11 protein-coding genes are annotated in these 15,145 nt (G+C 73.7%); 5 read left to right on the forward strand and 6 right to left on the reverse strand.

Annotation, left to right across the window (positions count from 1 at the left end; all coding sequences use genetic code 11):
- The first annotated feature begins 281 nt into the window (after positions 1–281).
- Positions 282–458, forward strand: coding sequence for a hypothetical protein (locus ACIQRW_RS37595; protein ID WP_215104823.1), 177 nt, complete (start codon positions 282–284; stop codon positions 456–458).
- Positions 459–552: 94 nt separating this feature from the next.
- A complete protein-coding gene (locus tag ACIQRW_RS37600) occupies positions 553–3,702 on the forward strand; it encodes an AAA family ATPase (protein ID WP_403769698.1) in 3,150 nt (1,049 codons plus the stop codon).
- A gap of 108 nt (positions 3,703–3,810) precedes the next feature.
- On the opposite strand, the gene ACIQRW_RS37605 is transcribed toward ACIQRW_RS37600, so the two are convergent.
- The 3 genes from ACIQRW_RS37605 to ACIQRW_RS37615 all read right to left on the reverse strand — a co-directional run bounded on the left by ACIQRW_RS37605 (position 3,811) and on the right by ACIQRW_RS37615 (position 6,507).
- Entirely contained in the window at positions 3,811–4,125 is a 315-nt protein-coding gene (locus ACIQRW_RS37605) for a DUF6191 domain-containing protein (RefSeq protein ID WP_403769701.1), read from the reverse strand.
- 38 nt (positions 4,126–4,163) lie between these two features.
- Positions 4,164–5,375, reverse strand: a complete 1,212-nt coding sequence (locus tag ACIQRW_RS37610; RefSeq protein WP_403769704.1) for a PQQ-dependent sugar dehydrogenase — start codon at positions 5,373–5,375, stop codon at positions 4,164–4,166.
- Positions 5,376–5,550: 175 nt separating this feature from the next.
- On the reverse strand, positions 5,551–6,507 hold the full coding sequence (locus ACIQRW_RS37615) for an aldo/keto reductase (RefSeq protein ID WP_403769767.1): 957 nt from the start codon (positions 6,505–6,507) through the stop codon (positions 5,551–5,553).
- Between the two features lie 232 nt (positions 6,508–6,739).
- On the opposite strand from ACIQRW_RS37615, the gene ACIQRW_RS37620 reads away from it, so the two are divergent.
- Complete coding sequence (locus ACIQRW_RS37620) at positions 6,740–7,852, forward strand: PucR family transcriptional regulator (RefSeq protein WP_403769707.1); 1,113 nt, start codon at positions 6,740–6,742, stop codon at positions 7,850–7,852.
- Positions 7,853–7,895: 43 nt separating this feature from the next.
- Here ACIQRW_RS37620 and ACIQRW_RS37625 read toward each other — a convergent pair whose 3' ends face one another.
- From ACIQRW_RS37625 to ACIQRW_RS37635, 3 genes are all read right to left on the reverse strand, one after another.
- Positions 7,896–9,386, reverse strand: coding sequence for a carboxylesterase/lipase family protein (locus ACIQRW_RS37625; protein WP_403769710.1), 1,491 nt, complete (start codon positions 9,384–9,386; stop codon positions 7,896–7,898).
- A 114-nt stretch (positions 9,387–9,500) separates the two neighbouring features.
- On the reverse strand, positions 9,501–10,382 hold the full coding sequence (locus ACIQRW_RS37630; protein ID WP_403769713.1) for an alpha/beta hydrolase family protein: 882 nt from the start codon (positions 10,380–10,382) through the stop codon (positions 9,501–9,503).
- Positions 10,383–10,424: 42 nt separating this feature from the next.
- A complete protein-coding gene (locus tag ACIQRW_RS37635) occupies positions 10,425–10,931 on the reverse strand; it encodes an AMP-binding protein (RefSeq protein ID WP_403769716.1) in 507 nt (168 codons plus the stop codon).
- Positions 10,932–10,943: 12 nt separating this feature from the next.
- Between ACIQRW_RS37635 and ACIQRW_RS37640 the strand changes: the two genes are divergently transcribed.
- Positions 10,944–11,891: a 2-hydroxyacid dehydrogenase gene (locus tag ACIQRW_RS37640; RefSeq protein ID WP_403769719.1), complete on the forward strand. Its 948-nt coding sequence runs from the start codon at positions 10,944–10,946 to the stop codon at positions 11,889–11,891.
- 409 nt (positions 11,892–12,300) lie between these two features.
- A complete protein-coding gene (locus ACIQRW_RS37645) occupies positions 12,301–15,123 on the forward strand; it encodes a putative bifunctional diguanylate cyclase/phosphodiesterase (RefSeq protein ID WP_403769770.1) in 2,823 nt (940 codons plus the stop codon).
- Positions 15,124–15,145: the final 22 nt, after the last annotated feature.

The following is a 15,145-nucleotide window of genomic DNA, read 5'->3' on the forward strand; positions in this document are numbered from 1 at the left end:
TAGGACACTCCGGCGCCTTGCGAGAGCACGCACCAGACGCCGCGGGCCCCGCCCAGAGGGCGGACGACGATACTTTGCGGACACTCCCTAAGGCCCCCGCCCACCCCTCGGACACGCGAGGGCCGGCCCTAAGGCCCCCACCGCCGCGAAGATGCGGAACTCGCCCGATGCGGCGCCCCCTCCTGGCCGACGACAGTGGACTCACAGCGAACACAGGGCCCCGGCCGACCGGCCGGGCGCCCCGCCGGTCCGCTGCCACGACCAGGAACCAGGGGCACACCATGTACGAGTACGAGCTCTACCGCTCCACCTCCGCCGAGCTGATCCGCCGGGCCGACGCCGAGCGCGAGCTCGGCCGGGCCCGCCTCGTCCGCCGGGCGGCCCGCCGCTCCGGACGCGGTGATCCCGAAGGGAAGGTGGTGGAGGGCGACCGCACCCGCTTCGCCCCGGCCGCCTGACGGTGTCCGGGACCGGGCGCACCACCGCACCGGTCACCGGCCCCGCCGACGCCCCTCCGGATCGGGCACGGCGGGCCCGGACCGCGCCGGGAGCATGATCACCGTCGGTGAAAAGCCTCCCGCCGCCTCGTACGCGTATGCGATGCTCGGCGACGTGGAGACCAGGTCAGTCAGCCCCGTGTTCATCGGGCGCGCCGAGGAGTTCGCCGCGCTCACCGAGGCGCTCGCGCGGGCCGCGTCCGGCGACCCGCAGGCACTGCTGATCGGCGGCGAGGCCGGCGTCGGCAAGACCCGCCTGGTCGAGCGGTTCGTCACGGCGGCCGAACAGCGCGACGCCGTCGTCGCCGTCGGGTCCTGCGTCGAGATCGGGGCCGACGGACTGCCGTTCGCCCCCTTCCCCACCGCCCTGCGCGCCCTGCGCCGGGCCCTGCCCGAGGAGATGGCCGCCGCCTGCGCCGGCCAGGAGGGCGAGCTGGCCCGACTTCTGCCCGAACTGGGCGAGGCCCACCGGGACGCGACCGACGAGCACAGCATCGCCCGCCTCTTCGAACTCACCGTACGGTTGCTGGAGCGGATCTCCGCCGAACGCGTGGTCGTCCTCGTCCTGGAGGACCTGCACTGGGCGGACGCCTCCACCCGGCACCTGCTCGCCTATCTCTTCCGCACCCTGGGCAGCGGCCGCCTCATGGTCGTCGGCACCTACCGCGCCGACGACATCCACCGCCGCCACCCCCTGCGCCCGCTCCTCGCCGAGCTGGACCGGCTGCGCACCGTCACCCGCGTCGAACTCGACCGGTTCAGCCACGACGAGGTCGGCCGCCAGCTCGCCGGCATCCTCGCCGAGACCCCCGCGGCCGCACTCGTCGACGAGATCTTCGACCGCTCCGACGGCAACGCCTTCTTCGTCGAGGAGCTGGCCCGCTCCCTGGAGTGCTGCGGCGACAGCTCCGGCCTGACCGAATCGCTCCGCGACCTCCTGCTCGTCCGCGTGGAGGCGCTCCCCGAGCACGCCCAGCGCATCGCCAGGCTGGTCGCCGAGGGCGGCTCCTTCGTCGAACACGAACTGCTGGCCACCGTCGCCGGACTCGCCGAGGTCGACCTCGACGAGGCCCTGCGCGCCGCCGTCGGCGCCAACCTGCTGCGTCCCGCGCCCGACAACGACGGCTACCGCTTCCGGCACTCCCTGGTCCGCGAGGCGGTCAGCGACGACCTGCTGCCCGGCGAACGCACCCGCGTCAACCGCCGGTACGCCGAAGCCCTGGAGGCCGACCCCTCCCTCGTCCGGGACGACGAACGCGCCACCCGCCTCGCCAGCTACTGGTACGCCGCCCACGACGCCGCCAAGGCCCTGCCCGCCGTGCTCCGGGCCGCCGTCGAGGCCCGCCGCCGCTACGCCTACTCCGAGCAACTGAGGCTGCTGGAGCGGGCGATGGAGCTCTGGGACGACGTCCCCGACGCGGTGCTCGCCACCCTGCGCCCCTTCGACTACGCGGAGGTCTACCCGGCCTCCGGCCGTGACCCGGAGAACACCCCGCTGCGCTACCTGGACGTGATGGCCGAGGCCACCGTCGCCGCCCACTTCGGCGGCGACCGCAAACGCGCCCTGGCCATCTCCAAGAAGGCGATGCGGGTCCTGGCGTCCGAGGCCGACCCGCTGCGCGAGGCCTGGTTCTGGGTGCAGCGCAGCCGGCTGATGCAGGGGCTCGACAAGGGGGACGGCTGGGAGGAGCTGGCCACCGCGCAGGAACTGGTGCGCGGGCTGCCGCCGTCCCCGGTGCAGGCCGACGTACTGACCAACGTGGCCAGTTGGCGGGCGCTGCACCAGCCGGGCCCGCAGGCGCTCGCCGACAGCGACCGCGCGGTGGAGTACGCCCGACTCGTCGGCGACGAGTACATCGAGCTGCACGCCCGCCTCACCCGGGGCTGGCTCACCGCGGACGCGGGCGGCGTCGAGGACGGCCTCGCCGAGATGTACGCGGTCCGGGACCGTGCCGAGAAGCTGCACCTGATGAACCTGCTGGGCCGGGTCAGCGTCAACCTGCCCTCCTCGCTGGAAGCGATGGGCCGCTCGCTGGAGGCCGTCGCCGCCGCCGACCACGGCATCGGGATCTGCCACAGCCACGGCCTGGCCGACTCCGGGGCCTGGGTGTACGCCAACCAGTCGCAGTCCCTGTTCTCCCTCGGGCACTGGACCCAGAGCGAGGCCGCCGCCGCGTCCGCCGCCCGCCTGGCGCTGGGCTCCAGGGCGAAGGGCCTCGCCACCCTCCGCCGTACCGAACTGGCCGTAGCCCGCGGGGACTTCGCCGAGGCCGAGGAGCTGCTCGCCCTGACCCGCAAGCACTTCGGCCAGCGCGATCCGCAGCCCCACCACCTGATCACCCCCGTCCGGCACGCCATGCTCCTGGCCGCGGCCCAGGGCAGGCTCGCCGAGGCGCGGGACGCGTTCGGGGAACTGGCCCGGCACGGCTTCCCGCCCGGCACCCGGCGCTACGCCCTGCCGCTCCTCCAGACCGCCGCCATGATCGAGGCGGACGCCCGCGGGCTGCCCGCCGCCGAACCGGACCGCCCGGAGCTGCTCGCGCTGATCCGCCGGTGCGCGAAGAACCTCCCGATGCTCGTCCCCGTGTGGGCGGCCCACGGCGTCCTCATCGACGCGGAGCTGGCCCGCGCGGACGGCACGGACACCCCCGGGCACTGGGCGCGCGCCGCCGAGGCCTTCGGTCCGCTGAGCCGCCCCTACGAACTGGCCCAGATCCACCGCCGCTGGGCGGAGTCCCTGCTCATCGCCCCCGGCGACCGGACCACCGCCACGGCCCTGCTGCACCGCGCCCAGGAGGCCGCGCACCGGCTCGGCGCCCGCCCGCTCGCCGAGGCCGTCGAACAGCTGGCGGCCCGCGCCCGCATCACCCTGGACGGCTCCGGCACGGCACCCGGCCCCGACGCCGGGGTCCACCCGGCCGTCCTGACCGCCGTACCCGCCGGAGGGAGCCCCGAGCACACGGCGGCCGACGGACAGGACCCCGCCATCGCCGCCGTGGCGTCCTTCGGGCTGACCCCGCGCGAGCAGGACGTGCACCGGCTGGTCGCGGCCGGACACACCAACCGCAGGATCGCCGAGGAGCTGTTCATCTCGCCGAAGACCGCGAGCGTGCACGTCTCCAACATCCTGGCCAAGCTCGGCGTCTCCAGCCGCGGCGAGGCGGCCGCCCTCGCCCACCGCCTCCGCCTCTACCCGGCCGCGTAAGCCCTGCGCCCGGGCCGCTGCCGGGCCGCGTAAGCCCTGCGCCCGGGCCGCTACCGGGCCGCGTAAGCCCTGCGCCCGGGCCGCTACCGGGCCGCGCGGACCGGCCCTCTAAGCCCCGGGCTCCGGGTCCGCGAGCCGCTCGGGCCCGCTCACCGGCTTCCCGGGTCTCGGCCGGTCCAGGACGGCGTCCTGCTCGGGCGCGGTCGGAAGCACGCGGCCGTTCCGCGGCCCGGCGGCACCGTCCGGGGCCATGGCGGGTTCCGGGGCCGGAGCACGGACGGTCACCTTTCCCGTGGTCAGGTCTATCGGCCCCCGGTTCGGATCGCCGATGCCGAGATCCACCCGGCTCAGCTCCAGCCGCTTCTGCTCGTCGGAGACGTGCTTGCGCCCCGGGGCGAAGAGTTCCTCGAAGAAATTGAACACCTGCCGTGCTCCCTCCGACATGCCGCGCGGGCGAACGGCTACTCCACCTCCACCTGGAGGACCCTGTCGTCCCCCGGCTTCGGCGTACCCCGTCCGTCCGTGTTGCTGGTGACCAGCCACAGGCGGTCGCTCCCCGCACTCACCACAGTGCGCAGGCGGCCGTGCTTCTCGTCGAGGAACGACTGGGGGGCGGCCAAAGGTTCCTTCGCCTTCTCGCCGGACAGCGGAATGCGCCAGAGCCGCTCGCCGCGCAGCCCGGCCATCCAGATCGAGCCCTCCGCGTACGCGATCCCGCTGGGGGAGGCCTCGGAGGTCTTCCACTGCGCCACCGGGTCGATGAACCCGTCCTCGCCCTCCCGGCCCTCGACCTCGGGCCAGCCGTAGTTCCCGCCGGGCTCGATCAGATTCAGCTCGTCCCAGGTGTTCTGGCCGAACTCGGCGGCCCACAGCCGCTTCTCCTCGTCCCAGGCGAGTCCCTGCACATTGCGGTGCCCGTACGTGTACACCACCGAGTCCGCCTCCGGATTGCCGTGCACCGGCTCCCCGTCCGGGGTCATCCGCAGGATCTTCCCCGCCAGCGACTCCTTGTCCTGGGCCAGCCCGGTGTCCCCGGTCTCGCCGGTGCCCGCGTACAGCATCTTGTCCGGGCCGAAGGCGATCCGGCCCCCGTTGTGGATGCTGCCCTTGGGGATGCCCCGAAGGATGGTGTCCGGGGCCCCCAGCTGCTGTCCCGCCGGGCGCTTCTCGTCGTAACTCATGCGGACGATCCGGTTGTCGGACGTGGTGGTGAAGTAGGCGTACACCAACTGGTCCGCGCCGAACGTGGAGGAGACGGCGAGCCCGAGCAGCCCGCCCTCGCCCGCCGGAGACACCCCGGGCACCGAGCCCAGCAGCGTCTGCTTCCCGCTCTCGCCGTCGATCCGGTGGACCGTGCCCTCGTCGCGCGAGGAGACCAGCAGGTCACCGCCCGGCAGCGCGGCCAGGCCCCAGGGCGACTTCAGGCCCTCGGTCAGCGTCGAGACCACCTTCGCCGAGCCCTTCGCCGGTGGCAGACCGGCCGACCGGCTCGGGGAGGCAGGGGCAGCGGAGCCCCCCGAGGCGCTGGGGGAACCGGCGGGCTGCCCGGACGAACCCCCGTCCCCGTCGCCGGAACACCCGGCGGTCAGCAGCAGCGCGGCCGACGCCAGCACGGCCACCACCCCCCTGCGCATCGCCGGGGACTGCACAGGTCCGAACAGAGCACCACGCACGGAACCGATCCTTTCGACGGTTGCCCGACTACCTGCTCCTACACCTTGTTCCTACACCTCGGCCGGCCCAGGAGTTCCCGATGCGCCCATTCTCCCGCCGCACGGCCGGCTGCGCCCAGCCGCACGACGCCCGCCCCCGCGACGCTCAGCCGCACGACGCCCGCCCCCGCGACACTCAGTCCCACGACTCGCGGGCGGCGGGCAGGCCGTCGATCTCCGCCAGGTCCCGGTCGTCCAGGACCACCCGCGCCGCCCCGGCGTTCTCCACCGCCCACTGCTCCCGCTTCGCCCCCGGCACCGGCACCACATGCGGCCCCTGGCGCAGGACCCACGCCAGCGCCACCTGGGCCACCGTCGCCCCGCGCCGCTCCGCGACCCGCCGCAGACCGGCCACCACCGGCTGGTTCGCCGCCATCACCTCCGCCGTGAACCGCGGATGCCTGGCCCGCAGATCCTCCGGCTCGAACCCCTGGCCCGGCTTCAGCGTCCCGGTCAGATAGCCGCTGCCCAGCGGCATCGCCGCCAGCAGCCCGACCCCCCGCGCCACACACCACGGCAGCAGCTCCGCCAGCGCCTCGCGCGACCACACCGACAGCTCCGCTTCGACGGCGCTCACCGGGAAGACCTGCTGGATCCGCTCCAACTGCCGGATCGTTCCCTCATGCGGTCCCGCACCCGACCGGCGCGGGGCCCGCGCCCCCACCGCGCACAGCCCGAGCGAGCGCACCTTGCCCGCGGTCACCAGCTCCGCCATCGCACCCCAGGTCTCCTCCACCGGCACCTCGGGGTCGGCCCGGTGCAGCTGGTACAGGTCGATCACATCGGTCTGGAGCCGCCGCAGCGAGGCGTCACAGGCCCGCCGGACATACCCCGGCCGGCCGTTGGCGACGATGTGCTGGTCGCCCACCAGCAGCCCGCACTTGGTGGAGACGAACGCCTCCTGGCGGCGCCCCTTCAGCGCCCGCCCCACCAGCAGCTCGTTGGTGAACGGGCCGTACATGTCCGCGGTGTCGAGTAGCCGGACGCCCGCGTCCAGTGCCGCGTGCACCGTCCGCACCGAACGGTCTCCGAGCTGCTGCGACGCGCTGTAACCCCAGCTCATCGGCATGCAGCCGAGACCGACCGCGCCCACGGCAAGCCCCGCCGCCCCGATAGTCCTGCTCTCCAACTCCCCGAACCCTTTCCTGGACGAGCCGTTCCGCCCTCCCGTCCGCCGCGGTCCACGGGCGGCTCTTCCGGAGACGGCGCGAGAGCGCGGTCCCGGACCCGGACGGTCACGCCCGCCCGATCCACGACGCAGGTCCCTGTCGGGGGAGTTCGGTGAGTGATTGACGGAAGCGTTTGGGCGATGTGACGATACGCCGATGCCCGGCCTACACGCACGGATGGCTGCTCGCGGTGGTGACTTCACCGCTGCCGTGGTCGCTCGCTGCGAGGCGGAGGTCCCCTTCTACGGGGAGTTGCCGCGCCGCACGCTGGAGGGCGAGGTGACCCGGTCGATCACCGCCGTGCACGAACTGCTGCTGCGCGCCCTGCGCCAGGACGGCGTGATGGGCCCGGGCGACCTGACCCGGCTCATCGAGTGGTCGGCGCGCCGGGCCGAGGAGCGCGTGCCCCTGGAGGCGGTGATCGCCGCCTATCTCGTCGGCGCCGAGGTGTGGTGGCAGGTGCTGGCCGAGACGGCGGAGCCCGAGGAGCTGACCGGCGCCGGAGCCAAGCTGCTGGCCTGCCTGCACGCGGCGATGCCCGCCGTCGTGCTCGCTCACCGCAACGCCCAGGAGGACATCCGCAGCGAGGACAAGCGGGTACGCCGCGCGCTGCTGACCGCGCTGCTGGCCGGTCGGCCGTACGAGGAGCCGGCGGAGGCGGCAGGGGTCTCGGTGGCCGGCCCCCACGAGGTGGTCGCCCTGTCCTTTGAGCCGAACCCGCCGCCCCGGCTGGTGCAGTCGTCGCTGGAGGCCCACGCGGGCGTCCCGGTGCTGATGGACCACGTCGCCGGGATCGCCCTGCTGCCGGGCGGTTGTGACCTGTCCGGCCTGCGTGATTCGCTGGCGAAGGACATCGGGCCCCGGGTGTTCGCGGCCGCGGCCCCGGCCGCCGGACCGGCCGCCGTTCCCGCGGCGGCCCAGGAGGCGGGCCGCGTACGCGAACTCGTCCAGCGGCTGGGCCGCCCGCCCGGGCTGTACCGGCTCGACGACGTGCTCCTGGAGTACCAGCTCGCCCGCCCGGGTGACGCGCTGTTGCGCCTGGCGGCCAAGCTCGACCCGCTGGAGCGGCATCCGTACCTGCTGGAGACACTGCGGGTGTTCGTCGACCACGGCCACAACCGCAGCCGGAGCGCCTCGGAGCTGTGCGTCCACCGCAACACGCTGGACTACCGGTTGCACCGGGTGACCACGCTGACCGGGCTGGACCCGGCCGTGCCCGCCGACGCACGGCTGTTGCAGGCGGCGCTCGTCGCCAGGGACCTCGCCTGACGGTGTCCCCCGACCCGCACGCCTCACGGGGTCGGGGAAGGGCCTACAGCCAAGCCCGCAGCTCCTCCTGCCGCGGCGCGAGGACCGTGGACGTGCCGGGATGGTCGAAGACCCGGACCGGCCGACGGGCGTCCCAGGCGGTCCAGCCGGGGTCGCCCGAGGTGGCGAAGTCGACCCAGGCCCGATGCATGACGTCGGCCAGCGGCTGAGGGGCGTCAGGACCGGACAGCGCCGCACCATGACGGAGGTTGTCGAAGACGAAACCGATCTCCAGCGCATGACAGGCGCCCAGCCCCAGGACCGGCGAGCGCCAGGCGAACTCGTAGAAATACGTCCGGACGGGCCGGGTGTCGCCGGGGCGGGCGTCGACGGGCCTGAAGTCCGTGATCCGGGGGTCCGTGGGCCGGGGGTCCGTGACCCGGGGGTCTGCGAGCCGGGAGTCGGCGAGCCGGTTGAGCGGCCCTCGCAGCAGCAGGTCGGTGGCCATCTCCCCGAGGATCACCCCCGGCTTCGCGTCCGGCCGCCCCGCCCGGTACAGCCGTGCCACCCGGCCGGAGATCCTGAACTTCAGCAGGGCCAGCCGCAGCGTGAGCCGGTTGACGCGGTCCAGCGCTCCGCTCGGCACGAACCACAACCGGTACTCCTCCCGGTTGCAGCCGAGCAGCAGGTCGACCGAGGTTGGCGGAGGATCGGCCGGCACCACGTCGTCGTCGACCACGATGTGGAAGCCCGGCCCGCCGCTGACCGGGTCGGCCCTGCCGACCAACTCGTCCTGGACGTCCAGCAGTCGTTCGCGGTCCACCCCGGCGAACTCCTCGGCCGTGGCGGCCACCCGCAGCGTCTTCGCCATCGCCCGTACGGTCCCGGCGCCCTCGTCGCGCGTCACGGTGTGCGGCGGCCCGCTCTGCAGGATCGCCCGGTGGAACAGCCCGGCCGCGCGCGGGCTGGTCAGCAGGGCGGCGACGCTGATGGCTCCGGCGGACTCACCGCACACCGTGACGCACGCGGGGTCCCCGCCGAATCCCGCGATGTTGTCCCGCACCCAGGTCAGGGCGGCGATCTGGTCCAGCAGGCCCCGGTTGTCGGGTGCGTCGGGGAAGACGCCGAACCCCTCCACCCCGAGCCGGTAGTTGATCGAGACCAGGACCACACCGTCGCGCGCGAAGGCCCCGCCGTCGTACAGGGGCATGGCGGCGGAGCCGTTCCGCAGGGACCCTCCGTGGATCCACACCAGCACGGGCAGCGGTTCGCCGGCGGTCCAGGGAGCCCAGACGTTGAGGTTGAGGCACTCCTCCCCGGGGATGTCCACGTCGGGAATCAGCCGGTCCAGGGGCGGCCGGTAGGGGCGTTGCGGTGCGGTCGGCCCGAACTCCAGCGCGTCGCGTATCCCCTCCCAGGGCTCGACGGGCGCCGGGGCGAGGAACCGGTGGACCCCGAAGGGCGCGGCGGCGTACGGGATGCCCCGGTAGGAAGCGATTCCCTCCTCGACGCGGCCCCGCACCTTTCCTTGGAGGGTCGTCGCGATGATGTCCATATCGGTCCTTTCACGAGAAGTGCCGCCTCCCCGGTCGCGGGGGACGACCGGGGAAGCGGCGGACAGGGGGAGCGGGACGCCGCCCGCACGGCGCCCGCGATCGGCCGGGGCGGGTTACGGAGTGGCGGCGGGGACGTTCAGGGCGAGGCCGTTCCGGCGGACGTCGGACCAGGTGGCGGTGTCGGTGCAGATGTCGCAGCCGGGTCCGAAGAACTGGGCGTGCGCCGTCCGGTCGCCCATGAGGTGGGCGCGGAACCAGGCGGTGGTCGGTGCGGCGAACGGGCCCGGATCGCCGACGACCGTGAAGTGGTCGGCCCCGCGCACCTCGCCGTAGAGGGCCGGAATGTGGTCGGCGGCGTTGTAGAAGGCCTTGACCAGGGCGGGGAAGACGATGCTGTCCTGCTGGCCGGCCAGCAGCAGCGCGGGCACGCGCACCGCGTTGATGTTCGCCAGCGGACCGGGCTGGATCGGCAGGACGGTGTCGATGCGGGGGTCCGAGCCGACGACGATGGCGGCCGCGCCGCCCTGCGAATGACCCGATGCGCCGATGTGCTCCAGGTCGACGCGGTCGAAGAAGACGCTGCCCGGGGCGGCGTTTCTGGCGGTCAGCATGTCGATGCTCGCCCGCATGGAGATCCCGAGGTTGGACATGGGGGTGTTCGCGGCGGCGACGACGAAGCCCTGACTGGCCCAGTGGAGCATCAGGTCCCGGTAGACGAGGGGGACGCCGCCGGTGCCGTTGCCCCACACGATCACCGGGTGGCGGCGGTCGCTGTCGGCGATGTCGCGCGGGTAGTACAGGGTGGTGACCGCCCCGACCTCCACCGCCGTGGCGTACGGGCCGGGAGCCCCGAAGTCACCGGCGGCCGGGGCGGCGGGCGCGGCGGCGACCACGGTCGTGTCCGTCGAAGCCGCCGCCGTGCCCGCGCCCGCCGACGCGGTCAGGACCAGGGCGAGTGCGGCCAACGGGGCGAGCAGATTCCTTCTCCACAACACGGCGACTCCTGACGTGAAGGTGAACCGGGTGACGCGGCCGGATCACATCGGTGTTTGACCGCACATCCTGGGGGAGCGAACGCCGGTCGTCTCTGCGCAGTCGCGGCAATCACCGACGGCGGAGTTTGTGCAACCTGCCAGGGCGGGTCTCCGGAGCTCCCGGCCTCCGCGGTGAGTTCGCGCTTGAGGATCTTGCCGGACGTTGTGGCCGCGGATCGCGATCTCGCCGGGCCCGTCGCCCGGGACCGTCCGCCAGGCGTCGTCGACGAGTCTCATCTCGACCCCCCACACCGGCCGGCCGATGGAGCCGGTCCGCGGCGGGAACCCGGGCGGGTTGAAGCAGGCGACGGGCGAGGTCTCGGACAGGCCGTATCCCTCCTGCACCCCCACGCCGAAGGCCTCGTCGAACTGCTTGGACACCTCGACGGGCAGGGCGGCTCCGCCGGAGACGGCGGTACGCAGCCGCCCGGCCCTCGGACTGCGACCGCGCTGACCGCCGCTCGTGCGAAGGCCCCGGGCACCCCTGGAGCGCTCGCACATGTGTCGCATAGCCTCCTGACCATGACTGCGACGACTGACGACGTGTGGCTGCCCTTCCCGGCCGAGGAGATCGACGGCCTGCCCGAGGGCCTCAACTACCTCTTCTGGGACGGTGAACCGGACTACCCGGGGGACCCGGCCGACTGTGCCTACTACGTCGTTCCCTACATGAAGGGTCCCGAGGTCGCGGTGCGCCCGCTCGCCTCGATGAGCGCCGTCCAGGTGGTGCAGACCCTCTCCGCGGGCATCGACCATGTGGAGCCGGGCCTCGGACTGCTTCCCGCCGGCGTACGCCTCTGCAACGCCAAGGGGGTGCACGAGGCGTCCACCGCCGAGCTGACGCTCGCCCTGATCCTCGCGTCCCTGCGCGGGCTCCCGGGATTCGTCCACGGCCAGGACAAGGAGGAGTGGCGGTCCGGCTTCTACCCGGCGCTCGCCGACAAGTCCGTCCTCATCGTGGGGTACGGATCCATCGGCGCGGCCATCGAGGACCGGCTCGCCCCCTTCGAGTGCGCGCGGGTGGCGCGCGTCGCGCGCTCCGCACGGACCACCGCACGCGGCCCCGTACACACGCTCGATGATCTGCCCGCCCTGCTGCCCGAGGCCGACGTCGTGATCCTCTCCACTCCGCTGAACCCGTCCACGCAGGGGCTGGTGGGCGCCGACTTCCTGGCCGCGATGCCCGACGGAGCCCTCCTCGTCAACGTCGCCCGCGGCGGAGTCGTCGACACCAAGGCCCTGCTGTCCGAACTCGAGTCCGGACGACTGCGGGCCGCACTCGATGTGACCGACCCGGAACCCCTGCCCGAGGGCCATCCTCTCTGGCATGCTCCGAATGTCTTGATCACGCCCCATGTGGGCGGCAGCACCTCGGCGTTCGAACCGCGTGCCAAGCGGCTGCTGGCCGCACAGCTCACCCGGTTCGCCGCCGGAGAGCCGGTGCGCAACGTCGTGACCACCACCGGCTGACCCCGCCGTAGCGGCCACGCTACGGGGCGGTTCGGATGCACGCAGTGCCGCTCACCTCGCATTTCGTCACGGAGCGTAGAGAATCTATGGCCCTGAGTGACGGACCTGGTGTATCGTCCGGTCCGGGGGGCTGCGCCGTGGAAGGGACGGCGCGGGGGGAGCACCGGAACGCGAGGGGGCGACGGGCGATGTGCTGGCCATGGAGAGACGATCCGACGCGGACGAGCGGACGGTTGCGGCCGCCCGCCCCGATGGAGCACAGCACCCGCCGATGGCCGGATTCCTGCCCCGGACCGGCAACGCCGAAGCCGCCGCGGCCGGGTCGGAGCGAGCGGTGCCGGAGGGCCCCCGCGAGGAGCCAGGCACCGGGGAGCACGTGCCCGGTGGGCCCGGGGCGGGGAGCCCTCCGGTGAGCGCGCTGGGGGCCCTGCTCGCCCCGCGGTCCGCCACCGGCTCCACGGGGCTGCGGTCCCGGATCCTGCTCGGCGTCGTCTGCGCCGGATATTCGGTGGGCGCCGCCGTCGGCTGGGGCTCGCCGCAGCTCGCCGTCATCATGGGGGACTTCGGTCTCGCCACGGCGGCCCTGATCGCCGCCGTCTCCTGCTTCCTCTACGCACGGGCGGTCAGGGGCCGGCTGCGCCCCGCCTGGCTGCTGTTCTCGCTCTCCTCCCTCATGGCGGCCTGCGGAAACGCGGTCTGGGGCTGGTACGAGGTGATTCTCGGCGTCGCCGTGCCCACACCCTCCCTCGCCGACCTCTTCTTCCTCTGCTTCGCGCCGCCCGCCATCGTCGGACTGCTCGTGCTCGCCAAACGGCCCGTCACCCGCGCGGGCTGGGTGTGCCTGGCCCTGGACGCGTGGCTGATCGGCGGCTCCCTGCTGACGCTCGCCTGGAGCCTCGCCCTCGCGCACACCACGCACCTGGCGGGGGTCCAGGACACCAGCGTCGCGCCCGCGGCCCTCTCGCTGGCCTATCCGCTGCTCGACATCGTGCTCGTCTCGATGGTGCTCGCCCTGCACTTCCGCCGGGCCGGAGTGAACCGCTCCGCGGTGAACACCGCCATCGCCGCCCTCGCGCTCACGGTGCTGAGCGACGCGGTGTTCACCTCGCCGCTGCTGCGCTCCACCTACCACTCGGGCCAACTCCTCGACGCCGGCTGGTTCGCCGGGTCGCTGCTCCTCGCCTACGCCCCCTGGGGCGCCCGTTGCGCGGCCCGGCCGTCCGCCCGCCCCGGGCCCCCGCGGGCCATCGCCAGCCGCCCGATCGCCGGCTCGCTGGCCGCCCTGACCCCGTATCTCGCCGCCGCCGTCTGCACCCTGGGCATCCTGTACAACGTGGTCGACGGCCGCCGGGTGGACCGCGTCGTCATCTTCACCGGCTGCACCGTCGTCCTGGCGCTGGTCGTCCGGCAGGGCATCATGCTCCTCGACAACATCTCCCTCACCCAGGAGCTGGCCCAGAAGGAGAACCACTTCCGCTCCCTGGTGCAGGGCTCCAGCGACGTCATCATGATCGCCGCGCCCAACGGCACCCTGCGCTACGTCAGCCCCGCCGCCGCCGGGGTCTACGGACGCGAGGCGGAGGGCCTCGTCGGCTCCGAGCTGTCCTCGATCATCCACCCCGAGGATCTCGGCCGGTTCGTCCACGAGGTGCGGCGCTTCCTGGCCGCAGCGCCGCACGAGGAGCCCACCACCCGCATCGAGTGCCGCTTCCGCTCGGGCACCGGCGACTGGCTCAACGTCGAGTCCACCGTCAACCGCCACCAGGGCGGCCTCCTCCTCAACAGCCGGGACGTCACCGAACGGGTCAGGCTCCAGGCCCAGTTGCAGCACAACGCCGAGCACGACCCGCTCACCGACCTGCCCAACCGGGCCCTGTTCACCGCCCGGGTCCGCCAGGCGCTCGGCGGCCGCCGCTCTGGCGACCCCGGCACCGCCGTCCTCTTCATCGACCTCGACGGCTTCAAGGCGGTCAACGACACCATCGGCCACCAGGCGGGCGACGAGCTCCTCGTCCAGGCCGGCCGCCGCCTCCAGGACTCCGTCCGGGCCGGCGACACCGCGGCCCGGCTCGGCGGCGACGAGTTCGCCGCGCTCATCATGGGCGACGGCACCCGCGACCAGGGCGCCCGGGAGTACCAGGTCCACGAGATCGCCGACCGGCTGCGCCTCACCCTCTCCCAGCCCTACCGGATCGGCCCCAGCGAGGTCCGGGTGGCCGCCTCCATCGGCGTGGCCTTCGCCGAGCCCGCCATCAGCCCCACCGACCTCATGCGCAACGCGGACCTCGCGATGTACCGCGCCAAGGCCGGCGGCAAGGACCGGGTCGAGCTGTACGCCCCGCAGATGCAGGCCGACGTCGTCCGCCGCTCCGAGCTGGCCACCCGGCTGCGCACCGCCCTGCGCGAGGGCGAGTTCGCCCTGCTCCACCAGCCCGTCGTCCACCTCGCCAGCGGGTCCGTCGCGGCCGTCGCCGCCCAGGCCCGCTGGCGTTCCGCCCAGGGCATCCTGTTCACCCCCGCCGAGTTCCTCCGGGTCTCCGGCGACGACGACCGCACCGCCGAGCTCGGCCGCTGGCTCCTGGAGGAGGCGGTGGCCCAGGCCGCCGACCGGGCCAGGGCCGGGCACCCCGTCGCCGTCTCCGTCCGGCTCTCCGCCGCGCGGCTGCTGGAGGCGGCCTCGCCCCCCGGCTCCATCGAGGCGCTGCTGACCCGCCACGGCCTGCCCTCGGGCGCCCTGATGATCGAGGTCGCCGACAGTGACCCGCGCGTCTCCTTCGACGCCCTGGAGCAGCGCCTCGTGGCCCTGCGCCGCCTCGGCGTACGGATCGCGCTCGACGGCTTCGGCAGCGGCTTCGCGGCGATCAACGCGCTGCGCCGGCTCCCTATCGACGTACTGAAGCTCGACCGGAACCTGGTCGAGGGGGTGGTCGAATCGGCCAGGCTGCACAAGATCACCAGTGGTCTCCTGCGGATCGCCTGCGACCTCGGCCTCCAGTCCGTCGCCGACGGCGTGGACGTCCCCGAGCAGGTCCTCGCCCTGCGCGCCATGGGGTGCACCCACGGCCAGGGGATGGCCTTCTCCGGCCCGCTCGACGAGTACCGGCTGCGACGCGCCCTGGTCCGCGGGGAGTTCCCCGTACCGGGCATCCCGAGCCCCCGGCCGGTGATGGCGGGCGGCTCGATCCCCCTGCTCACCGGATCACATGCTGAGACGCCCGTCCCACCCACTTGACACGTCATGCGTGCCGGAGAGA

The organism is Streptomyces sp. NPDC091287, assembly GCF_044768525.1.
Taxonomy (GTDB): Bacteria; Actinomycetota; Actinomycetes; order Streptomycetales; family Streptomycetaceae; genus Streptomyces.